25 protein-coding genes are annotated in these 25,328 nt (G+C 45.1%); 6 read left to right on the forward strand and 19 right to left on the reverse strand.

Annotation, left to right across the window (positions count from 1 at the left end):
* The first annotated feature begins 4 nt into the window (after positions 1-4).
* Positions 5-3,076 carry an error-prone DNA polymerase gene (locus TW84_RS09855; protein WP_045975486.1) on the forward strand — a complete coding sequence of 1,024 codons (3,072 nt, stop codon included), beginning with the start codon at positions 5-7 and terminating at the stop codon, positions 3,074-3,076.
* A gap of 273 nt (positions 3,077-3,349) precedes the next feature.
* Here the strand turns inward: TW84_RS09855 and TW84_RS09860 are convergent, their stop codons facing one another.
* Positions 3,350-4,297 carry a chemotaxis protein CheV gene (locus TW84_RS09860; protein ID WP_045975487.1) on the reverse strand — a complete coding sequence of 316 codons (948 nt, stop codon included), beginning with the start codon at positions 4,295-4,297 and terminating at the stop codon, positions 3,350-3,352.
* A 124-nt stretch (positions 4,298-4,421) separates the two neighbouring features.
* On the reverse strand, positions 4,422-5,639 hold the full coding sequence (gene mlc / locus TW84_RS09865) for a sugar metabolism global transcriptional regulator Mlc (RefSeq protein WP_045975488.1): 1,218 nt from the start codon (positions 5,637-5,639) through the stop codon (positions 4,422-4,424).
* A gap of 297 nt (positions 5,640-5,936) precedes the next feature.
* Between mlc and pyk the strand changes: the two genes are divergently transcribed.
* Positions 5,937-7,379, forward strand: a complete 1,443-nt coding sequence (pyk, locus tag TW84_RS09870) for a pyruvate kinase (RefSeq protein ID WP_045975489.1) — start codon at positions 5,937-5,939, stop codon at positions 7,377-7,379.
* A 35-nt stretch (positions 7,380-7,414) separates the two neighbouring features.
* Here the strand turns inward: pyk and TW84_RS09875 are convergent, their stop codons facing one another.
* Positions 7,415-8,560, reverse strand: coding sequence for a patatin-like phospholipase family protein (locus TW84_RS09875; RefSeq protein ID WP_045975490.1), 1,146 nt, complete (start codon positions 8,558-8,560; stop codon positions 7,415-7,417).
* 9 nt (positions 8,561-8,569) lie between these two features.
* Positions 8,570-8,662 carry a cytochrome bd-I oxidase subunit CydH gene (gene cydH, locus TW84_RS24370; protein WP_157634025.1) on the reverse strand — a complete coding sequence of 31 codons (93 nt, stop codon included), beginning with the start codon at positions 8,660-8,662 and terminating at the stop codon, positions 8,570-8,572.
* 133 nt (positions 8,663-8,795) lie between these two features.
* On the opposite strand from cydH, the gene TW84_RS09885 reads away from it, so the two are divergent.
* The 3 genes from TW84_RS09885 to TW84_RS24375 all read left to right on the forward strand — a co-directional run bounded on the left by TW84_RS09885 (position 8,796) and on the right by TW84_RS24375 (position 11,465).
* Positions 8,796-9,389, forward strand: coding sequence for an outer membrane beta-barrel protein (locus TW84_RS09885; RefSeq protein WP_045975492.1), 594 nt, complete (start codon positions 8,796-8,798; stop codon positions 9,387-9,389).
* Positions 9,390-9,900: 511 nt separating this feature from the next.
* The gene (locus TW84_RS09890; protein ID WP_045975493.1) at positions 9,901-11,361 is read left to right on the forward strand and encodes a sodium-dependent transporter; all 1,461 of its coding nucleotides are present in this window, start codon (positions 9,901-9,903) and stop codon (positions 11,359-11,361) included.
* 2 nt (positions 11,362-11,363) lie between these two features.
* The gene (locus tag TW84_RS24375; protein WP_157634026.1) at positions 11,364-11,465 is read left to right on the forward strand and encodes a MetS family NSS transporter small subunit; all 102 of its coding nucleotides are present in this window, start codon (positions 11,364-11,366) and stop codon (positions 11,463-11,465) included.
* A 62-nt stretch (positions 11,466-11,527) separates the two neighbouring features.
* Here TW84_RS24375 and TW84_RS09895 read toward each other — a convergent pair whose 3' ends face one another.
* The 15 genes from TW84_RS09895 to yceD all read right to left on the reverse strand — a co-directional run bounded on the left by TW84_RS09895 (position 11,528) and on the right by yceD (position 24,575).
* A complete protein-coding gene (locus TW84_RS09895; RefSeq protein WP_045975494.1) occupies positions 11,528-11,953 on the reverse strand; it encodes a hypothetical protein in 426 nt (141 codons plus the stop codon).
* A gap of 226 nt (positions 11,954-12,179) precedes the next feature.
* Positions 12,180-13,610 (reverse strand): PTS glucose transporter subunit IIBC, encoded by a 1,431-nt coding sequence (gene ptsG, locus TW84_RS09900; RefSeq protein WP_045975495.1) that lies wholly within the window; start codon positions 13,608-13,610, stop codon positions 12,180-12,182.
* Between the two features lie 444 nt (positions 13,611-14,054).
* Positions 14,055-14,822 carry a TatD family hydrolase gene (locus TW84_RS09905; protein WP_045975496.1) on the reverse strand — a complete coding sequence of 256 codons (768 nt, stop codon included), beginning with the start codon at positions 14,820-14,822 and terminating at the stop codon, positions 14,055-14,057.
* Positions 14,813-15,775, reverse strand: coding sequence for a DNA polymerase III subunit delta' (locus TW84_RS09910; RefSeq protein ID WP_045975497.1), 963 nt, complete (start codon positions 15,773-15,775; stop codon positions 14,813-14,815). The genes TW84_RS09905 and TW84_RS09910 overlap by 10 nt, the downstream gene beginning before the upstream one ends.
* Positions 15,776-15,777: 2 nt before the next feature.
* A complete protein-coding gene (gene tmk, locus TW84_RS09915) occupies positions 15,778-16,407 on the reverse strand; it encodes a dTMP kinase (protein ID WP_045975498.1) in 630 nt (209 codons plus the stop codon).
* Positions 16,404-17,420: an endolytic transglycosylase MltG gene (gene mltG / locus TW84_RS09920; RefSeq protein WP_045975499.1), complete on the reverse strand. Its 1,017-nt coding sequence runs from the start codon at positions 17,418-17,420 to the stop codon at positions 16,404-16,406. The genes tmk and mltG overlap by 4 nt, the downstream gene beginning before the upstream one ends.
* Positions 17,417-18,220 carry an aminodeoxychorismate lyase gene (pabC, locus tag TW84_RS09925; RefSeq protein ID WP_045975500.1) on the reverse strand — a complete coding sequence of 268 codons (804 nt, stop codon included), beginning with the start codon at positions 18,218-18,220 and terminating at the stop codon, positions 17,417-17,419. Before pabC ends, mltG begins: the two co-directional genes overlap by 4 nt.
* A gap of 77 nt (positions 18,221-18,297) precedes the next feature.
* Positions 18,298-19,542 carry a beta-ketoacyl-ACP synthase II gene (fabF, locus tag TW84_RS09930; RefSeq protein ID WP_045975501.1) on the reverse strand — a complete coding sequence of 415 codons (1,245 nt, stop codon included), beginning with the start codon at positions 19,540-19,542 and terminating at the stop codon, positions 18,298-18,300.
* A gap of 86 nt (positions 19,543-19,628) precedes the next feature.
* On the reverse strand, positions 19,629-19,862 hold the full coding sequence (acpP, locus tag TW84_RS09935) for an acyl carrier protein (protein WP_004406112.1): 234 nt from the start codon (positions 19,860-19,862) through the stop codon (positions 19,629-19,631).
* Positions 19,863-20,097: 235 nt separating this feature from the next.
* Positions 20,098-20,832 carry a 3-oxoacyl-ACP reductase FabG gene (gene fabG, locus TW84_RS09940; RefSeq protein WP_029236328.1) on the reverse strand — a complete coding sequence of 245 codons (735 nt, stop codon included), beginning with the start codon at positions 20,830-20,832 and terminating at the stop codon, positions 20,098-20,100.
* A gap of 23 nt (positions 20,833-20,855) precedes the next feature.
* The gene (fabD, locus tag TW84_RS09945; protein ID WP_045975502.1) at positions 20,856-21,779 is read right to left on the reverse strand and encodes an ACP S-malonyltransferase; all 924 of its coding nucleotides are present in this window, start codon (positions 21,777-21,779) and stop codon (positions 20,856-20,858) included.
* A gap of 78 nt (positions 21,780-21,857) precedes the next feature.
* A complete protein-coding gene (locus TW84_RS09950; RefSeq protein ID WP_045975503.1) occupies positions 21,858-22,808 on the reverse strand; it encodes a beta-ketoacyl-ACP synthase III in 951 nt (316 codons plus the stop codon).
* Positions 22,809-22,813: 5 nt separating this feature from the next.
* Positions 22,814-23,839, reverse strand: coding sequence for a phosphate acyltransferase PlsX (gene plsX, locus TW84_RS09955; RefSeq protein ID WP_045975504.1), 1,026 nt, complete (start codon positions 23,837-23,839; stop codon positions 22,814-22,816).
* Between the two features lie 9 nt (positions 23,840-23,848).
* Positions 23,849-24,019: a 50S ribosomal protein L32 gene (gene rpmF / locus TW84_RS09960; protein ID WP_006959289.1), complete on the reverse strand. Its 171-nt coding sequence runs from the start codon at positions 24,017-24,019 to the stop codon at positions 23,849-23,851.
* A gap of 31 nt (positions 24,020-24,050) precedes the next feature.
* Positions 24,051-24,575 (reverse strand): 23S rRNA accumulation protein YceD, encoded by a 525-nt coding sequence (gene yceD / locus TW84_RS09965; RefSeq protein ID WP_006959290.1) that lies wholly within the window; start codon positions 24,573-24,575, stop codon positions 24,051-24,053.
* Between the two features lie 148 nt (positions 24,576-24,723).
* Between yceD and TW84_RS09970 the strand changes: the two genes are divergently transcribed.
* Positions 24,724-25,305, forward strand: a complete 582-nt coding sequence (locus TW84_RS09970) for a Maf family protein (protein ID WP_045975505.1) — start codon at positions 24,724-24,726, stop codon at positions 25,303-25,305.
* Positions 25,306-25,328 lie beyond the last annotated feature (23 nt).

Genomic DNA, 25,328 nt, shown 5'->3' on the forward strand with positions numbered 1-25,328 from the left:
GATAATGAAATACGCTGAACTCTTCTGCCAGACCAATTTCTCTTTCCTCACTGGTGCTTCTCACGCGGAAGAGCTTATTCTACAAGCCGACTTTTTACGCTACCACGCACTGGCGATTACCGATGAGTGCTCCGTCGCAGGCGTGGTCAGAGCTTATAGAGCGATCGAAACTCATAGCCTCAATATCAAACTGATCATAGGAAGTATGTTCTGGTTAAGTGATGAATGTCAGGTCGTATTACTCTGCCCAAACCGTGAAGCCTATGCTGAACTCTGTCGCATCATCACAAACGCAAGAAGACGTACCGAGAAAGGACAATATCAGCTGGCAGAATGGGATTTAATGTCGCTTCGCCACTGTCTGATGGTCTGGCTCCCCAGCCATCAACATAGCGATCAGAAATGGGGACACTGGCTTGCTCAACATCATCAACCAAGAATGTGGTTAGGTGTTCAACGCCATTTAGAAGCAGACGATAAAAGCTATCTCACTCATTGTGAGAAGCTCGCTCAGGAACTGATGGTGCCAATCACCGCTTGTGGTGGTGTACTCATGCATACCGCTAACCGTCTTCCTCTACAACATGTTCTGACCGCAATCCAGCATGGTAGTCGCGTTGATAAAATTGGTAAGCACCTGCTCACTAATACAGAACGCACACTGCGAAGCAAAGAAAAGCTCGCCCGACTGTTTAAACAGGAATGGCTGGAAGAGAGTATTCGCCTCGCCGAGCAATGCCAATTCAGTTTAGAAGAACTCAAGTACGAATACCCCCATGAACTAGTACCCAGTAGTGAAACGCCGATGAGCTATCTGCGCAAATTAGTCGACAGTGGCAAGCGTCGCCGCTTTCCCGAAGGTGTTCCTCAGGATATTTCAGAAACTATCGACAAAGAGCTTGAGCTGATTAGTGAGCTCAACTACCCCTACTATTTCCTGACCATTCACGACATAGTGATGTTTGCCAAGCGTCAGAATATTCTCTATCAAGGGCGTGGCTCAGCAGCCAATTCTGTCGTTTGCTACTGTCTGGAAATTACCGCGGTCGATCCTAGGCAAATTTCCGTTCTCTTCGAGCGTTTTATTAGTAAAGAACGTGATGAGCCACCTGACATCGACGTAGACTTCGAACACGAACGCCGTGAAGAAGTCATTCAATACATTTATCAGAAGTATGGCCGTGAACGAGCAGCGCTTGCGGCAACCGTGATCACTTATCGCTTTAAAAGTGCCGTTCGCGATGTGGGTAAAGCACTTGGGATTGAAGAAAGCCAGCTCGACTACTTCATTAAAAACGTTAACCGCCGAGACCGCGAACTCGGCTGGCAGGCGCAGATCGTCGAGCTTGGCCTTCAGCCGGATTCTCTCAAAGGTGAACAGTTCATCACTCTGGTTAACGAGATTCTCGGCTTTCCTCGGCATTTGTCGCAGCACGTCGGCGGCTTTGTGATTGCCGCAGGCCCTTTGTATGAGCTGGTACCCGTTGAGAATGCTTCTATGGCAGACAGGACAGTTATTCAGTGGGATAAAGATGATCTGGAAAGCCTCAAGCTAATGAAAGTGGATGTCCTCGCCCTAGGGATGCTCAGCGCTATCCATAAATGTTTCCAGTTGGTCAAACGTTTTCATCAGCAAGATCTGACTATTGCGGAGATCACCCGAAGGCAAGATGATCCTGAAGTGTATGGCATGATCCAGAAAGCCGACACAGTCGGTGTATTTCAGATCGAATCACGAGCCCAAATGAGCATGCTGCCTAGACTCAGGCCCAAGACTTATTACGATCTAGTGATCCAGATTGCTATTGTACGCCCAGGCCCCATTCAAGGGGATATGGTTCACCCTTTTCTCAAACGTCGTGATGGTATCGAACCCGTGACCTACCCTTCGGATGAAGTCAAAGAGGTGTTATCACGAACTATGGGAGTACCTATCTTTCAGGAGCAGGTAATCAAGCTGGCGATGGTCGCAGCAGGCTTTAGTGGTGGTGAAGCCGATCAATTACGTCGTGCTATGGCCGCTTGGAAAAAAAATGGCAATCTGGTGAAGTTTCGTACCAAGCTGATTGAGGGAATGTTGGCTCGCGGCTACGAACAAGAGTTTGCTGAACGCATTTTTGATCAGATACTCGGATTTGGTGAGTACGGTTTTCCTGAAAGTCACTCTGCCTCTTTTGCTGTATTAGCGTATTGTTCGGCTTGGCTCAAGTATTATCACCCGGAAGCTTTTTACGCTTCACTCCTCAATAGCCTACCTATGGGCTTTTACAGTGCGTCACAACTAGTGCAGGATGCAAGGCGTCATAACGTATTGATTCTACCTGTCTGCGTCAACCAATCACACTATGATCATCAGGTCGTTCATTGCGGCAACAAGCTAGCTATTCGACTTGGCCTTCGTCAGATAAAAGGATTCGGGTTAGATAGTAGCCTTCAACTCATCAAAGCACGTGGTCTCGAGGGCTTTCAACACCCTAGTCAACTCAAGCATATCGGTTTGAATCAGAGAGAGCTTGAGCGACTTGCTTCATCTAATGCCATGCAGTCAATCGCTAATAACCGCTTTCAAACCCGCTGGGCAATGATGGATTCGTTATCCGATTTACCACTCTTTAAAGATTTGGAAGAACCACAAAGTGGTTCAATCAGTAAACCTTCAGAGGTTCAAACACTACTGGAAGACTACTCTTCCATGGGGCTATCACTCAGCCAGCACCCTATCACACTTTTAGAGCAAGCGGGTGCCCTAGGGCGCTTTACAAGAATGAAGGAGCTTATTCATAAGCCACATCAGTCTCTGGTGACCATCGTCGGTGTTGTGACAGGTAAGCAAGCTCCCGGTACCGCTGCTGGCGTCACCTTTTTCACTTTAGAAGACGACAGTGGCAACATGAATGTCGTGGTTTGGCAGGCAACGGCGCGGGCACAAAAGCAGGCCTATCTCACAGCCAAGGTAATGATGGTAAAAGGTATTCTAGAAAGAGAAGGAGAAGTCACGCACATCATTGCCGGGAGACTGATTGATATGACAGACAAACTAGATGGGCTCCAAAGCAAGTCACGAGATTTCCACTAACCACCATAAACGGAAAAGGAGCCACTCGGCTCCCTTTAGATTAACAGTTAGACGAGTTACCCATCGTCTTCAGCGTCCATACGTCTCTTTTTGTATTCCCTGTATAGTAACATGCATAAGGTCATCACAACCTTGTGACGTAAACCATATCATGAATAGCAACTACCCTTCGCTTGTGATGAAAAGTGAAGATTAATTAATTCGCAAAGTAAATGATCGACCAAGTACAACCGGTAGTTCAACTGATTTACATGCTTCATATCGATCGAGGTACTATCTCGACAAAATGTCACGCAGTCGATCTTGTGCCACTTCAACCAATAAATCAGGCTGGAATTTAGAAATAAATCGGTCACAGCCAACTTTCTTCACCATCGCGTCATTAAAGCTGCCGCTTAGCGATGTATTGAGCGTGATATAGAGATCCTTTAACTTAGGATCGCTACGGATTTCGTGAGTCAGCTTGTAGCCGTCCATCTCCGGCATTTCTGCATCGGTGATCATCAATAGCAATTCACGGGGCACGTCTTTACCCTCTTCACTCCAACCTTTGATCAACCTAAGTGCCTCTAAGCCATCACGACATTCGAGAATATTCAAGCCGAGCTGAGACAGTGTTCCTTTAACCTGAGCTCGAGCAGTAGAAGAGTCATCCACAATAAGAACATTACGCCCAACCATTTGTGTAGATAGGTCTTCATCAAGTACACCTTCAGAGATAGAGACGTCGTAGTCGATGATCTCTGCCAGTACTTTTTCGACATCAATAATTTCAACGATTTTCTGCCCGTCCTCATCTTTGATGTGCGTAATAGCCGTCAGATAATTTGCTCGACCAGCCGTTTTCGGTGGTGGCTGAATTTCCGTCCAAGCCGTGTTGACGATATTACGCACTTGACCAACCAAAAAGCCCTGTATGGTACGGTTGTATTCTGTGATGATCAGATTTTGCTCTTGATCTTCTTGTCGAGGGGGCGGAAACCCAATGGCACTTCGCAAATCAATCACAGGTACTGAGACTCCGCGCAGAGAAGCCACACCAGTAATGTGGTGGTGTGAGCCTGGCATTTTGGTCAACGGCGGGACTTTGATCACCTCGCGAACCTTAAAAACGTTGATCGCAAAGACCTGACGGCTGTTAAGACTAAACAGCAGCAACTCCAATCGGTTTTCACCAACAAGATTCGTTCGCTGATCAACGCTATTTAAAACTCCGGACATACGATCTCTCAACTACTTTGTAATATATCAAAAATAGCCTAAAGCCAGGCTAAACAAAAATAAACCCATACAACTTGAAGGTTATATGGGTTTACATAAAAGATAAAGCTTATTGACGACGAGCTTAGCCTTCTATCACTTTCATCAATAACAAGCCGTCGTAAAGTGCTTGTTTTATCAATGCCGCACCGGGCATTGTGGCCTGTTTATAGAAACGAGATTCGACCACTTCGAGATCTTGATGGTACACAGGTAAACTTTGTTCTTGGATGCAATTTTGAATCGCTGGATACAAGACATCTTTCGCCTGATTGATGGCACCACCAATCAGAATTTTTTCTGGATTGAAGAGGTTAATGACAATAGCAATCGCCGAACCCAAATAACGACCTAGCTTTTCAACTGAATCTACAGCGAGAGGATCACCGTTTGCAGCGGCTTCACAAATGTCTTCCACCGTCAGTTCATTAATATCAGACAGGGTTGATTCTTCACCGCTTGCTAGACGTTCTGACACCTCACTGCGGATTGCGTGAGAACTCGCTACAGTTTCAAGACAACCTCGATTACCACAATGACAAAGCTTACCATTAGGATCTATCTGAATGTGTCCCAACTCGCCAATGTTGCCATGACGCCCTTGAAGTACGCGTCCATCGAGTACAATACCGGCTCCAAGACCATGGTGGATAGAAATGAGCACCGAGTTTTCGTTTTCCTGAGAATGACCAAACAACTTCTCTGCCAGCGCCCAAGCTCGGGTGTCATTAGCAATAAAAACAGGTAACCCAGTCGCTTTATAAATTTCAGGGCCCAGAGAAAGGTTTTCGACATTGTAGTGCGGCATCTGTAACACTATGCCTTTCTCTGAATTCACCAAGCCTGGCAATGTTAAGGCAATACTGGTAACACGATCTAATTGCTCAGAATATGTCTGAAAGAACTCATCAATCTCATGGAGCAGACGAGCCAAAACATCGTCTTGGTCAATTTCATGGATATCGATCTTAGTGTCGATCAGGACATCGCCGCCCAACTCATGCAAAGCAATGGTCAAATAACCACGGCCGAGACGCATTGAGAGAAACTGCCAGCCTTCATTGTTCACCTGTAGCCCTACTGCTGGGCGGCCGCGACTGGTCGCTTCCTGCACGGTCGTTTCGTGGATCAGGTGAGCATCGATGAGCTCACGGGTAATTTTGGTAATACTTGCGGGGGCAAGCTCGCTCTCTTTTGACAGGTCAATCCGCGAGATAGGGCCTTTTTGATCAATGAGTTTATATACACGGCCAGCATTGACCTGCTTGATGTGATCAATATGGCCTGGTTGAGCCATGTACATAGGATGCTCCGAATATCAACAACTGGGCAATTTTTTTACTTTGCGAAGTAATTGTGAAGAGCTTTGATAGATCGCCGTGACAAGCATCACGGATAAACATGATTCTTTGGGCGTTCAATCAAATTGCAAAACCGATATCACATTTAAGCGTTCATTTTTTTGCATTAATAAATATGTGTGTATGACGAGATAAATTGCCCCTAAATCTCTCATAACTCAGCATTTTGCATATACTCAATTGGGGCCTCTATAATTTTATGACTCATAGAGGCTCATGGTTTGATCAAGGAACTCATCATGACTGCAATACAAAGAAGAACAAAAATCGTCACTACGTTAGGTCCGTCTACGGACAAAGAGGGGATTCTCGAAGCTATCATTCAGGCTGGCGCAAATGTGGTCAGAATGAATTTTTCACACGGCACCGAAGAAGATCATATTCAGCGAGCCACTCGCGTACGTAATATTGCGGCTCAATATGGTACCAATGTCGCCATCTTAGGAGACCTCCAAGGTCCCAAAATTCGGGTATCAACATTCAAAGACAACAAGATTCATCTCGCCGTCGGGGACAGCTTCATTCTCGACAGTGACCTCGCTCAGGGAGAAGGTGATCAACATGCTGTAGGCCTTGACTACAAAGAGCTACCGCAAGACGTTTCAACAGGCGATGTTTTACTGCTCGACGATGGTCGTGTTCAACTGCAAGTCACCAAGGTCTCTGGCAATCAAGTGATTACCAAAGTCATTATTGGCGGTCCACTCTCTAACAATAAAGGTATTAATAAAAAAGGAGGAGGCTTATCAGCAGATGCACTGACTGAAAAAGATAAGAATGACATCAAGGTCGCAGCACAAATTAAAGTGGATTACCTCGCGGTTTCGTTTCCACGTAATGGCGAAGACATGAAGTACGCTCGTCGCCTAGCAAGGGACGCTGGATTAGAAGCAAAATTAGTCGCAAAGGTAGAGCGTGCTGAAACGGTAGAAAGTGAAGAGAATATCGACGATATCATTCTCGCTTCAGATGCCGTCATGGTTGCTCGTGGCGATTTAGGGGTAGAAATTGGAGACCCAGAATTAATTGGTGTACAAAAACAACTTATTCGCCGAGCGCGAAGCCTCAACCGCACCGTCATCACAGCGACTCAGATGATGGAATCCATGATCGAAAATCCTATGCCTACCCGTGCGGAAGTCATGGACGTGGCAAATGCCGTCTTAGATGGCACCGACGCGGTAATGCTTTCAGGAGAAACTGCAGCAGGTAAATACCCTCTGGAAACCGTGCGCTCAATGGCAGAGGTATGTTTAGGCGCGGAAAAAATGTCGGCTATTAACCGGTCTAATTACCGAATGGACTCCGTGTTCAAAAGCAGCGAAGAAACCATCGCTATGTCGACTATGTTCGCTGCAAATCATATGAAAGGTGTCAAAGGCATAGTGACTCTTACCGAATCGGGTCGCACAGCATTGATGATGTCACGACTCAGTTCAGGTCTACCTATCTTTGCCCTATCACGGAATGAAAGCACCCTGAACCACACTGCTCTGTATCGCGGTGTCACACCTGTTTACTTCGACTCCAAAGGCGATTCAGGTTTACCGACGGCCAAAGCGGCCGTTAATTGTTTAAAAGAAAAAGGATTACTCCATGAAGGCGACCTAGTGATCATCACTCAGGGTGATGTCATGGACGTCGTGGGGTCAACCAACTGCATGCGTGTCCTGTCTGCTTAAAAGTGGCTGAGAGGGAGCGATAAGAGCTCCCTCGATCATTTCTGTATGTTAGGAACCAAACGTTTTGAGACGGAAGCAAACATCTCTACAAATCGGAAACCCGAATCAAGCCCCATTTGATAGTCGTGCAGAAGCGCTTGTCGATCACTCATCAGCGAGTTGGACATCAAAGGCTGCTCTGGCTTGATCTGGATAATAAAGCAATCGTCTGGTGGATTGTGAAGAAAATCTTGAGTCAGGGAATAGGTCTGATAGTGAACCATTAACATGTCTGCCAGCCCCGAATCAAATTTCTCTCCAAGTAGATGACTTAATCGATAGATATCATCCGCTCCAAACAACCAACGTCCGCCGTTGAGAGACTCCAAGTGCTGCAATTTATCTTCCTGAGAACGTTGCAATTGCTCTGTAAAGAAACTTGCCCAATCTCCTTTCCATTGAGCAAGCTTTTGCTGCCAATGTTCTTGAACAAGATTAAACGAATCACGGTACCATTTAACGTCATTTTCGTGAGGCACATTTTCTGTCGCCGTTTTCAGATCTTCCCCTTCTGTGCGTATCACAACAATACAACGCGCCTCCTTACGCCATGCCTCTTGAACAGGAATGGACGCCGAAACTCCTCCGTCCACATACTCCCCATGCTCAAACGCCACCGCTTCATGGTACAACCTCGGGATCGCGCAAGTGGCAATGAGTACTTTGCGCCAATCATCCTGAAGCATAGGTAAATAATGATCGAAAAGACGACTAGTATCTGTGACCGCAGCAAACGCCTGACGATCTGCCAAAACCCGTCGCCCCATATCGATATCCAGCTTGTAGGGGAAATCACTGATCTTATCTAGCGCCCAGTCGATACCCAAATACTGCTTGCGCCTAATGTAACGAAACAGGTTAAAAAACTCTGCATCAGTTGTGAGTTCAAGAATGAATGAGCGCCCTATTCCTCGTTGGCGACAAAGATAGCCACAAAGATTTAGCGCACCTGCTGAAGTACCGTAAAAGGTATCAAAAGGGTCGAAATTAGATAGAAGAAAGGCATCAAGAACACCCGAAGTAAAAATGCCACGCTGGCCCCCCCCTTGAGCGACCAACGCATTCTTACCGCCAGTATACTTAGCAAGGCGTTGAGTATCCAACTGGATAGCAGCGCTGGTAACGACACCGCTGTTGTCCATAAGCTCAACCTAGGCAGAAGTGATCGCGACTAAACCAAAACCAATCAGAACCGCAAAAACGGCCACAGTGATGACTAACGCGTATTTTAGTTCGTGTTCCATAGACACCTCCTTGATTGTGTAACAAAGTAATAACATCGTTGTGAGGCATCTTCAATAATTCCCTTTTTTCTGTGCGTAATTATGACGTTACTATCACAATTAATAGGTGTAGCGCTCTGATTGGACAATCTTTATGGACATCAACAGGATTCACCTTTTCGTTTGTACTTTGCTCTGTTTTGCTCCACCAACTCTTGCAGATGTTTATCTGACACCATGGGTTGGTTATACGGTAGGTGGAAGCGTGGAAAATCAAGATCAACAGAACTATGACCTTAAGGGTTCTGAAAGCTTTGCTATCAGTACTGAAATGGATTTCGACAAAGGTAGAATAGGTTTGTTTTACGCCAATCAACACACTAGTGTCGAGACGCTTGGTCTTGGTTCGACCATGCATTACCTTCACTTTCAGAGTAGCATCTATTACCCCGTCAAGGAGTCGCTACACAGCTATCTCGGTGTGGGGCTTGGAGGCTCGTACATAGATGCTGATTGGGTCACAGACGAATTTGGTTTTTCGGCTAGTATCTTTGGAGGGTTTGCGTACCGTCTCACTGATAATTTTGCGCTAAATACTCAGTTACGTTGGCTTGGTACCGTTGTTGATAATGATACAAGTGGAATATGTTCTTTACCCGCATCACAGTCAGGAAGCTGCATCATCAAGTTTAAAACAGATTGGATGAATCAGTTTTCGGCTAACTTAGGGTTAACTTGGCATTTCTAGGAAACAATAAGATCACACTATTAACAATTTAGTAAAATAAATCAAACAGGCGGATGTTTTTCAGTCATACACTCTTTAAATGCAAAAAGGATTAAATTTCAATTAAACAACATTGTTACAAACTTTTATTCTACATAGTGATATTTTAATAACTATACTTACCGTCAAACTGTCATAAAAACAATTTTATCACCAACCAAGAACACTACCTTTACAACTACAATCTATTGCTTTAACTCATATTAGTAGTTAGTCTTTTCTTTATGCGCAGCTGATTATTTTAGCTAAAGCAAACACGCACTCAACTTTTTAGAATTAAAATCTGAGAAATATTAGCAAAAGCAGTGTAAATAACCAAAAAATCATTCTATTGACGATATTTTATCAAGCATATCGATATATCTTCAAATACCTGCTTTCCAACTTGTGAAGCTTTTTAGGCTGCCGTTCAGTCTAAAATTCGCTTTATGGTAGCTTCAATCTCAGATACTGGATTTACAGGAGTCCTTTTATGAAGCGAGAACAATGGGGATCCCGCGCTGGATTTATTCTAGCCGCTGTCGGATCGGCTATCGGTCTGGGAAACATTTGGCGTTTCCCTTATATGGCCTATGAAAACGGTGGTGGTGCCTTCTTTATACCTTACCTTTTTGCCATGATCACCGCAGGCATTCCCTTTATGATCCTTGAATTCAGCATGGGTCAGAAATATCGTGGTAGCGCACCTCGTACGCTAGCAAAAATTCACTCTAAATTTGAATGGCTAGGCTGGTTTCAAGTAGGTGTCGCAGCGGTTATTGCTGTTTACTACGTTGCTGTTATCGGTTGGGCAATTTCCTACTTTGGTATGTCTTTCAACCAAAGCTGGGGCACCGATACCAATGCCTTCTTCTTCAGTGAATACCTTGGTTTAGGCGATAACTCGCCAACTAACCTAGGAAGCATTCAATGGAAAATTGCCGTTGCGATGCTAATTGCATGGGGTATCACTTACGCGGCTATTGTCGGTGGTGTCAAAGCAGGCATTGAGCGCGCATCTAAGATCATGATGCCGATTCTATTTATCATGGTTGTGCTACTGATTGGTCGTATGGTTTTCCTTCCTGGTGCCTTGGACGGCGTAAACTATATGTTTGAACCTGACTTTAGCAAAATCTGGGATGTGAAAGTTTGGGCAGCCGCGTATGGCCAGATCTTCTTCACTCTGAGTATTGGTTTCGCTATCATGCTGGCTTATTCAAGCTACTTGCCTGAAAAATCAGACATTACTAACAACGCCTTCATGACGGTTTTGATTAACTGTGGCTTCTCAATCCTAGCTGGTATCATGATCTTCTCAGTCCTTGGCTATATGGCGCAAGAGCAAGGCAAACCTCTGACTGAAGTCGTATCAGCAGGCGTTGGTTTAGCATTTGTTACACTGCCAGCTGCAATCAACTTGCTGCCAGCGCCGTACATCCTAGGCCCACTTTTCTTCTTCGCACTAGTAGTTGCAGGTCTAAGCTCACACATTTCCATCATGGAAGCTGTGACGTCTGCCGTTATCGACAAACTAAAGTGGAGCCGTAAGAAAGCAGCAAGCGTTGTTATTGGTGTTGGAGTTGTCGTTTCTATGGCATTTGCAACCAATGGCGGTCTACTATTACTAGATTTGGTCGATCACTTCGCGAACAATGTCGGCATCATGGTGGGTGGTTTTGTCGAGATTATTCTTATGGCTTGGTTACTGAATAAAGTCGGTGATGTACGCGAATACGTTAATGAGATCTCTGACTTTTCTATCGGTGCTTGGTTCGTGGTTTGTCTGCGCTTCATCACTCCGATTATGCTAGCCGTTATTCTAGCAACCAAACTACAAACACTATTCACTGAAGGCTACGGTGGCTATGACCTAACCCTTGGTTGGGCAATGATTGCTGCTCTATTTGTTATTGGTGTATTGATTAACGCAACAAGTCGTAAGGAGGCCTGATCATGACAACAGGTGCGATTATTATGATGATACTGGGCCTTGGAATTACTTGGGGCGGCGCTGCTATATGTATCAAACGAGCAATGAATAAACAGCAGCAGTGATTACTGTTGTTGCTTGAGTAAAAATGCCGACACTGAGTGTCGGCATTTTTTATTGGTCAGAGCTAGAATGTGTATTTAACGCCGAGCGCTCCGCCAATCTTAAGTTCTGGGCCACTATACACATCCAACTCTGGTTGAATCTGACCATACATATTCCAGTCTTGACTGAAGTTCCAGTTCAGACCAATGGGGACACGCGCCCCAAACTCTTTATGATCCCATTCGCTCCATGCCCCCGCACCGACATACCAAGTAAAAGGTACGTCCTGACCAAATTCTCCACGAGCGAGTATGTAGTCAAATGCAGCTCCGTCATTACCTACTGTAAACCGGTACTGATGATTCAATTCAAAGACTGCACTTAGATCTTGGTCTACCGCCATCCCAACGGAGAGTTCCATAAGCTCTAAACTTTCAGCAATGACGCTTGCGCTCGACGCGACGGCCGCAACACCTAATAGGCTTTTAACTAGTGTACTTTTCTTCATCACTCTGATCTAGATTTAAATAAAACAGCGTGCAATTTTCCAGTTGTGCGATGAAAAGATGTCATAGAAAGGTAAGGAGGTCGTTAGAAACCAGAGTATTTTATCGCTTCCACTATGCAATAACATTTAACCAAACGTATTCGCCAACCGCTCTTGATTTCAGCTCTAACAAAACAAAAGGAGGCCTAATGGCCTCCTCTTTATCAATTAAATGAGTAAGTGGGTATTAGCCGTGGTTACGGATCCACTCATCCATTTCAGTTTTTAGGTTGTCAGACTTAGTACCGAAGATAGCCTGAACACCACCTGCTACAACCACTACGCCAGCCGCGCCTAGTTGTTTCAGTTTGTCTTGATCAACCGCCTCTGTATCCGCTACTGCAACGCGCAGGCGAGTGATACATGCATCTAGGCCAGTGATGTTTGCTTTACCACCGAATGCGGCAACAAGCTCACCTGCCATGTCTGAACCAGATGTCGCGACTGCTTCTTTAGATTCATCTTCACGACCAGGTGTTTTAAGGTCCATCGCTTTGATAACTGTGCGGAATACTACGTAGTAGATAACCGCATAAACCAAACCAACACCCACCATCAAACCGATTTTCTGTGCGTTGCCAGATAGTACGATGAAATCGATTAGACCGTGTGAGAACGAAGTACCGTGTACGAAACCTAGAGTGTTTGCAACAACGTATGCAGAACCAGCTAGTAGAGCGTGGATGCCGTACAGCAAAGGAGCAACAAATAGGAATGAGAATTCGATTGGCTCTGTGATACCAGTTAGGAATGAAGTCAATGCAGCAGACGCCATGATACCCATTACCTTCGCACGGTTCTCTGGCTTGGCAGAGTGTGCGATAGCAATAGCAGCAGCTGGTAAGCCGAACATCTTGAACATGTAACCGCCTGCTAGCTGACCGAATCCATTACCAACCGCACGAGAAGCTTCGTCAGCCACTAGGTAACAAGTTAGAACGCCGTTTTGTGTCTCGCCATCTGCATTAACACAAGTGCCCGCTTCGAAGAAAAATGGTACGTTCCAAACGTGATGTAGACCGAATGGGATCAGAGAACGCTCGACGATACCGTAGATACCGAATGCAACTTGTGGGTTCTGGTGTGCTGCCCAATCTGAGAAAGAAGCGATAGCACCACCAATTGGAGGCCATACTACTGACAGAACAATACCCAATGCGATAGCAGTAAAACCAGTGATGATAGGCACCGCGCGCTTACCTGCGAAGAAGCCTAGGTATTCAGGAAGCTGGATCTTGAAGAAGCGGTTGAATGCCCATGCAGCAACACCACCAACAAGAATACCGCCTAGAACGCCAGTGTCGATTTTTTCAACACCCATAACACCAGCCATCACGCCAAGCGTTGCTGTCATGATGCCGTAACCGACGATTGCAGCTAAACCTGCCACACCATCGTTATTAGTAAAGCCAAGTGCAACACCTACTGCGAAAAGTAGTGCCATTTGACCAAATACTGAACCACCCGCTTGCTCCATTAAGTTGGAAACAATTTCCGGAATGAAGCTCAAGTCGGCAGCACCAACCCCAAGTAGAATACCTGCAACAGGTAAAACCGATACTGGTAGCATCAGAGCTTTACCCACTTTTTGCAGGCTAGCAAAAAGGTTCTTAAACATGTTTATGCTCCTGAAAAGTTATAAGAATTATCGGGTTCTAACGGCACACCCCCGTAGCCTTAAATGTTAGCACCCCGAGAAAATGTAACCACATCTTGCAGTATATTTTCCGGCTCTAAATATATATTGATGGTGAACAAACTTTCTAGCAGGTTACGGAAATAAGTTTCAAACTAATAGATAGATCACAATCCAAAATAGGCAAATAGAACCCATTATTTCAGTGTATCTGATTGATATTTATTAAATTAATATTAATGTCTATTAATTTTGACGAGTAAATAAAATAAACTCAATTGTTATTTCATGTAACAAAATTACATTATGATACTTTCAGCTTCTCATCTTCAACAAAATTAGTAAACAAGACAATTTATAGTACTAAAAGTGATTTGAGACACAAAAAAAGGAGCTTGCGCTCCTTTTTCATTCAAAACTCTTTTTTTATCTCAAAAAAAGATTTCGGAAGTTTTGACTGGTTTTTAAGCCAACTTCGCTTAGTGATGTGTTTTTTAACTGGGCAATATAGGAAGCAACTTCAACCACGTATGCAGGCTGGTTCTGTTTCCCTCGGTGTGGCACAGGTGCAAGGTACGGTGAATCAGTTTCAATTAATAATCTATCAAGTGGTAGTGTTTTAACCACTTCTTTTAGTTCAGTTGCCTGCCTGAAAGTAACGATCCCTGAAATGGAGATATAAAAACCAAGATCCATCGCCGCTTCAGCGAAAGCAAGGTCTTCGGTGAAACAGTGAATCACGCCGCCACATTTATCAGCCTGGCCTCGACGTAAAATATCCAACGTATCTTGTCGGGCATTCCGTGTGTGAATGATCAAAGGTTTATTCAGCTTAACGGCTAATTCAACGTGCTGTTGGAATCTTAGCTTTTGTAACTCAGCAGTCTCAGGTTGATAGTGGTAATCCAGCCCCGTTTCACCTATTGCAACAACTCTGGGATGCGAGGCATATTCGTGTAATCGGTCTAAGGCAAACTCACTCTCTACATCTAGAGGATGAACACCACAAGAAGCGTAAACGTTGCCAAAAGGCTCAATCATTTCCAGCATCGCAGGAAACGAATCTAGTGTAACCCCAACAGAAAGTAGCTCTGAGACTTTGGCCGCCTTAGCCTTTTCAACTACGTCTTCAATACCAGAATGCAGATCCTGATAATCCAGTTTGTCTAAATGACAATGTGAGTCTACAAACATGATTCCTCATTAAATTTAAATAACCAATCTAAGATCAGCAGTTCGCTATTCAACCCGGTGTGCTCTCGTAATTGTCCAATCAACTGACTCAGGTTTGTTGTTTGAGTATAGAGCAATTGATAACTGAGTTTGGCCGCCAGAACCTTTGAGCCTGGTGTAAAATAAGGCATCTGAACACCAAAATGACTCTTTTGAGCATCTGTCAGCAAAAACCATATCCATTGTAGGTACTCAGATGGTGATGTCGCCAGCTCTTTGGCTAGCTTGACGCTATCGCCCGTCAATTGAGTGACTTCAAGGAAATGCTTTTCAATCTGATGATATTTTTCAATTTTCCCCTGTTCAACAAACGCTTGAGTCTTGAGTGGCGCATTGCCATTGACATGTGCCGCAAAAGCAGGGATTGCCAAAGTGACTTGTTCATTTAACCATTGAGCAAGCAACTCTGAGCCCGGATTCACTACGTGCCATTGCTGGCAACGGCTGGTAATCGTTGGAAGCAACCGATGTGCTTTGTAACTAACCAGAAGAAACATACAACTGTTAGATGGCTCTTCTAGTGTTTTTAATAAAGCATTTGCAGCAGATTCGTTCATCGCTTCTGCGGGCTCGATGATGAACAACCTCACTCCTGACAACTGTGAAGACTCTTGAGCTAAACGATTACACTCGCGCACCTGCTCTACCGTGATAGTTTTGCCTTCTTTCTCGGGTTTAACAATATGGAAATCCGGGTGATTGCGTGCCTGCATTAGCTGGCAACTATGGCAAAAACCGCAAGCTTCACTGGCATAGTTGCTACACATTGCAGCTCCACTAAACCGCTCCACGAGTTGCTCAGCACCCAGTCCTTTTTCCGCTATCAATAGTGCTGCATTGGAAAACCTATCTGATTCCAGACTAGCCTGCCATTCGCGCCAAGTGTCGGTTAACCAAGGATAGATAGAATTCATGGTTATTGTGCCAACCAGTTCGTTAAATGGGTTCTAATATCTTGTGCGACGCTATCAATACTTTGTTCAGCGCTAACTACAACGATACTTTCATCATTGCTTGCCAACTCAAGATAACGCTCTCTTGTACGGTCGAAAAAGCTCATATCCATCTTCTCAATTCGATCCAACTCGCCTCGGCCTCTCGCCCGCTCAAGGCCGACGCGTGGGTCAAGGTCAAGGTAAATGGTCAAATCTGGTTTAAAGTCACCCAATGTTGTCTGCTTAAGCGCCGCCATAGTTTGTTTAGATATTTGACGTCCGCCTCCTTGATAAGCCTGAGAAGACATATCATGTCGATCGCCTACTACCCAAGTACCGCTATCTAATGCTGGCTTAATGACATTTTCAACCAGCTGTACTCTCGCCGCATACATAAGGAGCAATTCGGTCATATCTTGCAACTCTTCCCCTACATGGTCTTGTTTGACCAAGGTTCTGAGTTTCTCAGCTAGCGCCGTTCCGCCCGGCTCACGAGTATTCGTTACCTTCTCAATACCTGCTTGCTTTAGCGTATCAAGCACCGCATTAATTGCTGTACTTTTACCTGCGCCTTCTAGGCCTTCAATTACAATGAATTTAGCTTGTTTCATTTATTACTTCTTAACTGTCTTAGATATGCGCGTACCGCGCGATTGTGTTCACTCAGCGTCTTGGAAAAAACATGCCCGCCATCTCCGCTGGCCACAAAGTATAAGTAACTGCTGTTTTCAGGATTGGTGGCTGCAGCAATGGAGGCCTCACCCGGCATCGCAATCGGTGTTGGCGGTAAGCCAAAAATCACATAGGTATTGTAAGCTGTGGGTGTGCGTAAATCTTTCTTGCGTATGTTACCATCATATTTTTCGCCCATACCGTAGATCACTGTTGGGTCGGTCTGAAGGCGCATCCGCTTGTTAAGACGGTTTACAAACACTCCCGCAACACGTTCACGCTCAGCACTTACTGCCGTCTCTTTTTCAATGATAGAAGCCAGGATTAATGCATCGTATGGAGTCTTTAACGGCAAATTTTCTTGCCTTTGCCGCCAGTGCTTATCAAGAATTTGCTGCAACTTTTTTGCAGCTCGCTTGATGATATCAAGATCAGAAGTACCGAGCGTGTAATGATAAGTTTCAGCAAGTAATAAGCCTTCAAGTTTTGATTCTTCAAGGCCAAGTTGTTGCGCAATCTCTGCTTCACTCAAAGCCGATGTTTTATGCTCAAGGTACGGGGCTTGTTCTAATGCTAATCGCCATTCCGCGAATGTTGAACCTTCAACAAAGGTAATGGCGAATTGGTGCTCTTTGCCGGTTTTGAACAGCTCTAGCGCTTGTTTGAGGTCAATACCGGGAGTAAGCAAATATGTCCCTGCTTTCACTTGTGTGAGTTCTGGGTGAAATCGTCGAACTAGCTTTGACACACCAGCAGCAGCAATCAATTCATCATCCGTTAAATCAGCCAGTAAACGGTTGAAACTCATACCCGTCTCAATCGTATAAATCTGTTCTTCTTTCAGCTTTAATGGCTGAGTCACATACTCATCGACTTGTTTAGTAACATAAATAAATCCTGCACCAGCAATCACTAATACAAGTGCCAGAAATAAGGTGATTCTCTTAATCACGGGTTAACCATCTCCTGAATTTTTTTTGTTATTGTTCCTATTGAAAAGGTCTGTGTGCCAATGCTTTTTACTGGGGCGACACCAAGGATTGAGTTTGATATAAAGACTTCTTCTGCTTCGTTTAGCTCTTCAAGCCTGTAATGACCAATCGATAAAGTAAGCCCACAATTTGATAAGCGTTCAGCAACAACGCGACGCATAACACCTGCAACCCCCGCGTTCGTCAAATCGGGGGTGTAGATGATTCCCCGTTTGACCCAATACAAATTGGCCATTGTTGTCTCAATTACATAGCCGTTCACATCCAGTGCAATTCCATCAAGGAAACCTTGTTGGTCCATTTCAGCTTTGAGCAATACTTGCTCAAGTCGATTATTGTGCTTATGGCCCGCCAACAAAGGGTTTACCCCTAGTCTCTTGCTACATAAACCTAAACCAATTCCATCCATCAACCATTGTTCATAGTGAACCGGATAATTAAAGGCGCCAATAGTAACATTTGGTAAGGTCACTTGAGTAGGGCTATATCCACGCCCACCTTCTCCTCGGCTGATGTGTAACTTCAACCCTGAGCGAGTAGACTCTAGACACATTTTTTCTAACCAATCTTGAACCTCTCTCCAGTTCGGAGAGGCGATACCTAGTAAGTCGAGGCAAGATTGCATCCGGTCTTGATGTTTATCCCAATGTTGAATGCGACCTTTGACAACCAACATGGTGGTGAAACAACCGTCCCCATATTGAAATGAGCGATCAGTAAGGGAGATTGAGTCTGTGGTGTGTCCATTTACCAAGTACATAATTGATATCCACATAAAAGAAAACGGCTTAATGCCAAAGCATTAAGCCGTTTTATCACAAATTGGGTTGTGACTCTTTATATCTTTTTGAAAACCAAAGAACCGTTAGTACCACCAAAACCAAACGAGTTACAAATGGCGTACTCTGAATCGATAGGTTGTGCCGTATGCGGTACTAGATCAATATCTTCAAGACCTTCGTCACGATTATCTAGATTAATCGTTGGTGGAACCATTTGATCAACCAGTGACATGATAGTCACGATCGCCTCAACAGAACCTGCGGCACCAAGTAGGTGTCCTGTCATCGACTTAGTTGAAGAAACTTTCACTTGCTTAGTGCCTTCTTCACCTAGCGCACGACGGATACCTTTCACTTCAGCCACATCGCCAGCAGGAGTAGACGTACCATGTGCGTTTACGTAGCCGACTTGTGTCCCCGTGATACCCGCGTCACGCATGGCGGCTTCCATTGCTAAAGCACCACCTGATCCGTCTTCGCTCGGAGACGTCATATGGTATGCATCTCCAGACATACCAAAGCCAACCAGCTCTGCGTAAATCTTGGCACCACGAGCTTTTGCATGCTCGTACTCTTCCAATACAATGATGCCCGCGCCATCACCTAGAACGAAGCCATCACGATCTTTGTCCCATGGTCGAGAGGCTTTTTGTGGCTCGTCGTTGCGAGTCGACAACGCTTTCGCCGCACCGAAACCTGCCATACCCAGCGGCGTCGATGCTTTTTCAGCACCACCAGCAACCATAGCTTCAGCATCACCGTAAGCGATCATGCGAGCGGCATGACCAATGTTGTGCAAACCCGTGGTACACGCCGTGGAGATAGCGATGTTAGGGCCACGAAGACCACGCATAATAGATAAGTTACCAGCAACCATGTTTACAATGGTTGAGGGCACGAAAAATGGGCTAACTTTGCGAGGACCTTTATCAACAAGTGCAGTATGGCCAGCTTCGATAAGATCAAGGCCACCAATGCCTGAACCAATCGCAACACCGACGCGTGCTGCGTTGTCTTCATTAATTTGCAAGCCAGAGTCGTCTAGAGCCTGCATACCGGCTGCGATGCCGTACTGGATGAATAAATCCATCTTACGAGCATCTTTCTTGGACATGTACTCTGTACAGTCAAAATCTTTTACTAAGCCTGCAAAGCGAGTGGAAAAGTTTTCAGCATCAAAGTGCTCAATATTAACGATACCACTTTGACCGGCTAGCAGGGCTTTCCAGGATGATTCAACGGTGTTGCCGACCGGTGACAACATACCCATGCCAGTGACAACAACACGACGCTTGGACACGATTTTATTCTCCGGGATTGAAATGTATGAGAGGTAAAGAAGGAATAAAAGAACACAGGCGACCGGAAGGCCGCCTGAGAGAGATATTACTGAGCGCTGTTCACGTAGTCGATAGCAGCTTGAACAGTAGTGATTTTCTCAGCTTCTTCGTCTGGAATCTCAGTGTCAAATTCTTCTTCTAGAGCCATTACTAGTTCAACAGTGTCTAGAGAATCAGCACCTAGATCATCAACGAAAGAAGCTTCGTTTTTAACTTCTGCTTCGTCTACACCTAGCTGTTCAACAATGATTTTCTTTACGCGTTCTTCGATGTTGCTCATTTTTTCTTTTCCTTTACAGATTTCGCTCAATGCGATGATTCCGTAGTTTATTCGAACTATTGAAAGTTGCAAGGGGGTCCTTGCTGGTCAAACCACAATTTTCGCGATTTTAACCGAAATTCAATACATTTTTGACTTATATCATGCACAAATGTTGCGCATTTTAATGCCAGTTATCACAAACTGTAGGCCATTTTTATGACAACGAATAGCCCATTTTGTTCAAACATAGGCATTAAACCATGTACATGCCACCATTAACATGCAAAGTTTCACCAGTAATGTACGCAGCTTCCGGAGAAGCTAGGAACGCTACCGCTGATGCAATTTCGCGAGGGTCACCAAGACGACCTGCCGGCACGTTTGCAAGAGTTGCTGCACGTTGCTCGTCATTTAGCGCCTTAGTCATATCAGTTTCGATAAATCCCGGTGCAACAGTATTAACGGTTACGCCACGAGAGGCTACCTCACGCGCCATGGATTTAGTGAAACCAATCACGCCAGCTTTCGCTGCTGCATAGTTAGTTTGACCTGCATTGCCCATTGTACCAACAACTGAACCAACGTTGATGATACGGCCCGCACGTTTCTTCATCATGCCACGAAGTACCGCTTTTGACATTCGGTAGATCGGTGTCAGGTTAGTATTGATGATGTCATTCCATTCGTCATCTTTCATACGCATAAGTAAGTTATCACGCGTAATACCTGCATTGTTCACCAGAATATCGATTGCGCCAAACTCATCATTAATATTTTTCAGAGTTGCTTCAATGGATTCGATATCTGTCACGTTTAGCGCCAGGCCTTTACCATTTTCACCAAGGTATTCACTGATTGCAGCAGCACCATTTTCTGAAGTCGCAGTACCGATAACCGTCGCGCCACGTTCAACAAGAATTTCAGCGATAGCACGACCAATACCTCGACTTGCGCCAGTAACCAGTGCAATCTTGCCTTCTAGGTTCATCATGATTGTTATTCCTTAAAAGTTTACTTAGCGGCTTCTAAAGATGCAGCATCGTTTACTGCAGCGCCACTGAGTGTCTTCACAATACGTTTTGTCAGACCCGTTAGAACTTTACCCGGGCCTAATTCAAGAAGTCTTTCTACACCTTGCTCGCTCATTAGCTGTACACTTTCAGTCCAGCGAACTGGGCTGTATAGCTGGCGCACAAGTGCACTTTTAATTTTCGCTGGGTCATTTTCAGCAACAACATCAACGTTATTGATAACTGGCAATAGAGGAGTATTGAATTCAATCTCTTCTAGAGCGACAGCCAGCTTATCGGCTGCTGGCTTCATCAAAGCACAGTGAGAAGGCACTGAAACTGGCAGTGGCAGAGCTCGCTTCGCCCCCGCTTCTTTACACAAAGCACCTGCGCGTTCGACTGCGTCTTTACTACCTGCAATCACAACCTGACCGGGTGAGTTGTAATTTACTGGTGATACCACTTCACCTTGAGCCGCTTCTTCACACGCTTTAGCAATAGACTCATCAGCTAGACCGATGATCGCGAACATAGCCCCAGTGCCTGCTGGCACTGCTTCTTGCATGAGTTGACCACGCAGCTCAACCAGCTTGATTGCTTCTTTAAAGTCAATCACACCAGCACATACTAATGCCGAATATTCACCTAGACTATGGCCCGCTAGGTTCGCTGGCTGCTCTAGGCCAAGCTCTTGCCAAACACGCCAGATAGCCACCGAGGATGCTAACAGTGCTGGTTGAGTACGAAAAGTTTGGTTGAGATCTTCAGCTGGGCCATTTTGAACCAACGCCCATAGGTCGTAACCTAACGCCTCAGATGCTTCCGAAAAAGTGTTTTTTACTACTTCATACTGTTCGCCAAGTTCAGCAAGCATACCGACTGCTTGTGAGCCCTGACCTGGAAATACGATAGCAAAATTGCTCATTTTCTTTTCCTTTAAAACAAAGTAACAAAGATTAAGATGCCTAATAAAGGCATCTTAATCTTTTAAATTTGGTTGGGATTAGAACTTAACCAGCGCTGAGCCCCAGGTAAAGCCGCCACCAAATGCTTCTAATAGAAGCGTCTGCCCGCGTTTAATTCGCCCGTCACGAACAGCCTCATCAAGTGCCGTTGGTACAGTAGCTGCAGACGTATTGCCATGCCTGTCCAATGTGATGACCACTTGATCAAGCGACATAGATAGTTTCTTTGCTGTTGCAGAAATAATGCGATAGTTCGCTTGGTGAGGCACTAGCCAGTCTAGTTCAGACTTATGCATATCGTTGGCAGCCAGCGTATCTTTAACGAGTTTTGATAACTGCGTCACAGCGACTTTAAACACTTCATTGCCTGCCATGTGTAACCACTTGTCAGCATCTTTTCCACGTTCGGGAACCTCAAGGCTTAGCAACTCACCAAAACGGCCGTCCGAGTAGATATGCGTTGAAAGAATCCCAGGCTCTTCACTTGCGCCAACCACAACAGCACCAGCACCATCACCAAACAAAATGATGGTTGAGCGATCGGTTGGATCGCAGGTTTTGGACAAAGTGTCTGAACCGATCACGAGCACATTTTTACACATGCCTGTTTTAATATGCTGGTCTGCCACTGAAAGCGCATAGACAAAACCTGAACATGCGGCGGCAATATCAAATGCGGGACACCCTTTAATATCTAATTTAGCTTGCACTTGACAAGCAGAAGAGGGAAAAGTGTGGCTACTGCTGGTGGTCGCAACGATGATCAGGTCAATATCATTCTTATCGATACCCGCCATTTCAATGGCGTTTTCTGCCGCGATATACCCCATATCTGCAACCGTTTCATTCTCAGCTGCAATACGACGTTCTTTAATACCAGTACGAGTAACAATCCACTCATCGCTTGTATCTACCATTTTCTCCAAGTCTGCGTTTGAACGCACCTGAGATGGCAGGTAGCTGCCAGTACCTAAAATTTTGCTATACATGAAGACTAATAATGCCTCTCGAGTAAAACCGCTTCCAAACGATCGCTAATACGGCTTGGTACTTGTCGTTTGACCTCGTGTAACGCTTCTCCAATGGCGTTGATGACAGCGTCTACGTCAGCACTTCCGTGGCTTTTTATGACAATGCCGCGCAATCCTAGCAAACTTGCGCCGTTATACTGGTCGGGGTTCAATGTTTTCAGCTCATTAAATAGACCAGAAAACAATTTTCTTGCAATCCAGCCTTTTACAGATGAAGCCATCATGCTCGCTTTCAACTTTTCAATAAATAGCTGGGCGGTACCCTCACATGCTTTGAGGCAAACATTACCAACAAAGCCGTCACATACCACCACATCCGCCGCATCGTGGAGTAACTGATTACCTTCAATATAGCCGACAAAATTCACGGACTGCGTCTGAGACAACATTTCAGCACATCGTTTAACCAGATCGTTACCCTTAATTTCCTCGGCACCGATATTGAGAATTGCCACCCGCGGCTGCCTATCCAAGTATTGCTCGGTCAATGCACTTCCCATCACAGCGAACTGGAACAATGAATCAGCGTCACTAGAAACGTTTGCTCCAAGATCAAGCATCCAAGTTCTGCCACCGGAAGCGGTGGGTAAAGCAGAGATTAATGCTGGGCGTTCAACTCCTGGTAACAACTTCAGTCGAAAACGTGATAAAGCCATGAGTGCCCCCGTGTTTCCACCACTGACACATGCATCAGCACTGTCTTGCGCAACCGCATCAATAGCCATTCCCATAGAGGTACCACTACTGTTTCGAAGTGCGAGAGAAGGTTTTTCAGAATCTGAGATAACTCGGTCACTATGTTGAATACTCAAGCGAGCATCGGGCTGATAACCAAGAGACGATAATTGAGTTGTGATCGCGGTCTGATCACCTGTGAGGATCACTTTCAGCTCTGGGAAATGCGACAGTGCCTGCACGGCGGCAGGCACTGTGACGCGAGGACCGAAATCCCCGCCCATTGCATCAAGTGCAACGGTTATATTAGGCAAAGGTCAACCTTACTTGTTGATAACCTTTTTACCACGGTAGTAACCTTCAGCAGTTACGTTGTGGCGCAGGTGAGTTTCACCTGAAGTTGCGTCTACAGATAGTGCAGCTGTAGATAGGGCATCGTGTGAACGACGCATGCCACGCTTTGAACGTGATTTCTTGCTCTTTTGTACGGCCATTGACCCTACTCCTATGTTAATTCTTAAAGAATTACTTCTTTAAGTTTTTTAAAACATCGAATGGATTCGGCTTTTCTTCCACAATTTCTTCTGGAATTTCACCAAATACCAAATTGTCTGATTTAACGCTGCAATCCGCTTCTTCGTGCTTTGCGATTTGAGGCAAGTTTAGAATGAACTCGTCTTCAACTAACTGTATCAGGTCAATTTCACCGTACTCGTTCAGATCTACCAAATCGTACTCTTCCGGTGCTTCCTCTTCAGTCTTTTCACCTTTGTAAGGTGTATAAGTGAATTGGACATCGCACTCATGTGCGAAAACCTCATTACAGCGTTGACACTCTAAATCAACTTCGATGTTAGCTTTACCAGAGATAACAACGAGTCGCTGTTCATCTAACTCAAATGACAATGACACTTGAGCGTCGCGTTTAACGCCTTCAACTGATTCGAACAAACGCTTAAAAAGACTAACCTGAATGATACCATCATAGTCAAGTCGCTTCTGAGCAGCGCGTGCCGGATCAACCGTTCGCGGTATTTTTACCTTTTGCATAGGGCGCGAATTCTATCTTCCAATTCGTTTTGAGTCAAAGAAAAAGGATAAAAAGTTGTAGTTTTTTTCCTTATCGTCAGAAGAGCTAGGACTCGCATCGTAATATCTATTAAGCTAGTGCTAACTCCCTGAAAGATTGTACTGGAAAATGCCACAATACCAACTTGTTTTAGCATCGACTTCACCGTTTAGAAAACAACTGCTCAATAAACTATCAGTCCCTTTTGAAACCGCCTCACCTAATTGTGACGAAACACCTTTTTCTAACGAGCGACCTGAGGATCTAGTGAAACGTCTTGCGAAGGAAAAAGCACAATCATGCGCAACAAGCCAACCGAGTCTTGTTATTGGCAGCGACCAAGTGTGTGTGATTGATGGAAAAATCATTGGCAAACCTCTCAATCGACAAAACGCTGTCCAACAATTAAGCCGCCAAAGCGGTAAGGTCATCCAGTTTTATACCGGGCTTGCGCTTCACAACACCGAAACGAATATCACAGACGTCAAACTGGATACGTTCACGGTTCATTTCCGTCAGCTAACTCAACAACAGATCAATCGCTATGTAGAGAAAGAAGAGCCGTATTACTGCGCTGGCAGTTTTAAAAGTGAGGGGCTGGGTATCGCACTATTTGAAGAGTTGGAAGGGAAAGACCCGAATACCTTGGTTGGGCTACCACTGATTGACTTGATTGATATGCTTGAAACGCAAGGTTTTGAGGTACTTTAGGGAGATGCGGGATGCGGGATGCG

The organism is Vibrio neptunius (assembly GCF_000967495.1).
Taxonomy (GTDB): domain Bacteria; phylum Pseudomonadota; class Gammaproteobacteria; order Enterobacterales; family Vibrionaceae; genus Vibrio; species Vibrio neptunius.

Coding starts and splice junctions, on each gene's coding strand:
- TW84_RS09875 (WP_045975490.1), bottom strand. CDS start 8,560: ATGGACAACAGCGGTGTCGTTACCAGCGCTGCTATCCAGTTGGATACT.
- TW84_RS09855 (WP_045975486.1), top strand. CDS start 5: ATGAAATACGCTGAACTCTTCTGCCAGACCAATTTCTCTTTCCTCACT.
- TW84_RS09905 (WP_045975496.1), bottom strand. CDS start 14,822: ATGTTTGTAGACTCACATTGTCATTTAGACAAACTGGATTATCAGGAT.
- ptsG (WP_045975495.1), bottom strand. CDS start 13,610: ATGTTTAAGAACCTTTTTGCTAGCCTGCAAAAAGTGGGTAAAGCTCTG.
- TW84_RS24375 (WP_157634026.1), top strand. CDS start 11,364: ATGACAACAGGTGCGATTATTATGATGATACTGGGCCTTGGAATTACT.
- TW84_RS09950 (WP_045975503.1), bottom strand. CDS start 22,808: ATGTATAGCAAAATTTTAGGTACTGGCAGCTACCTGCCATCTCAGGTG.
- fabG (WP_029236328.1), bottom strand. CDS start 20,832: ATGAACCTAGAAGGCAAGATTGCACTGGTTACTGGCGCAAGTCGAGGT.
- mlc (WP_045975488.1), bottom strand. CDS start 5,639: ATGTACATGGCTCAACCAGGCCATATTGATCACATCAAGCAGGTCAAT.
- TW84_RS09890 (WP_045975493.1), top strand. CDS start 9,901: ATGAAGCGAGAACAATGGGGATCCCGCGCTGGATTTATTCTAGCCGCT.
- fabD (WP_045975502.1), bottom strand. CDS start 21,779: ATGAGCAATTTTGCTATCGTATTTCCAGGTCAGGGCTCACAAGCAGTC.
- rpmF (WP_006959289.1), bottom strand. CDS start 24,019: ATGGCCGTACAAAAGAGCAAGAAATCACGTTCAAAGCGTGGCATGCGT.
- pyk (WP_045975489.1), top strand. CDS start 5,937: ATGACTGCAATACAAAGAAGAACAAAAATCGTCACTACGTTAGGTCCG.
- TW84_RS09860 (WP_045975487.1), bottom strand. CDS start 4,297: ATGTCCGGAGTTTTAAATAGCGTTGATCAGCGAACGAATCTTGTTGGT.
- TW84_RS09895 (WP_045975494.1), bottom strand. CDS start 11,953: ATGAAGAAAAGTACACTAGTTAAAAGCCTATTAGGTGTTGCGGCCGTC.
- TW84_RS09885 (WP_045975492.1), top strand. CDS start 8,796: ATGGACATCAACAGGATTCACCTTTTCGTTTGTACTTTGCTCTGTTTT.
- yceD (WP_006959290.1), bottom strand. CDS start 24,575: ATGCAAAAGGTAAAAATACCGCGAACGGTTGATCCGGCACGCGCTGCT.
- acpP (WP_004406112.1), bottom strand. CDS start 19,862: ATGAGCAACATCGAAGAACGCGTAAAGAAAATCATTGTTGAACAGCTA.
- tmk (WP_045975498.1), bottom strand. CDS start 16,407: ATGAAACAAGCTAAATTCATTGTAATTGAAGGCCTAGAAGGCGCAGGT.
- TW84_RS09970 (WP_045975505.1), top strand. CDS start 24,724: ATGCCACAATACCAACTTGTTTTAGCATCGACTTCACCGTTTAGAAAA.
- pabC (WP_045975500.1), bottom strand. CDS start 18,220: ATGTACTTGGTAAATGGACACACCACAGACTCAATCTCCCTTACTGAT.
- cydH (WP_157634025.1), bottom strand. CDS start 8,662: ATGGAACACGAACTAAAATACGCGTTAGTCATCACTGTGGCCGTTTTT.
- TW84_RS09910 (WP_045975497.1), bottom strand. CDS start 15,775: ATGAATTCTATCTATCCTTGGTTAACCGACACTTGGCGCGAATGGCAG.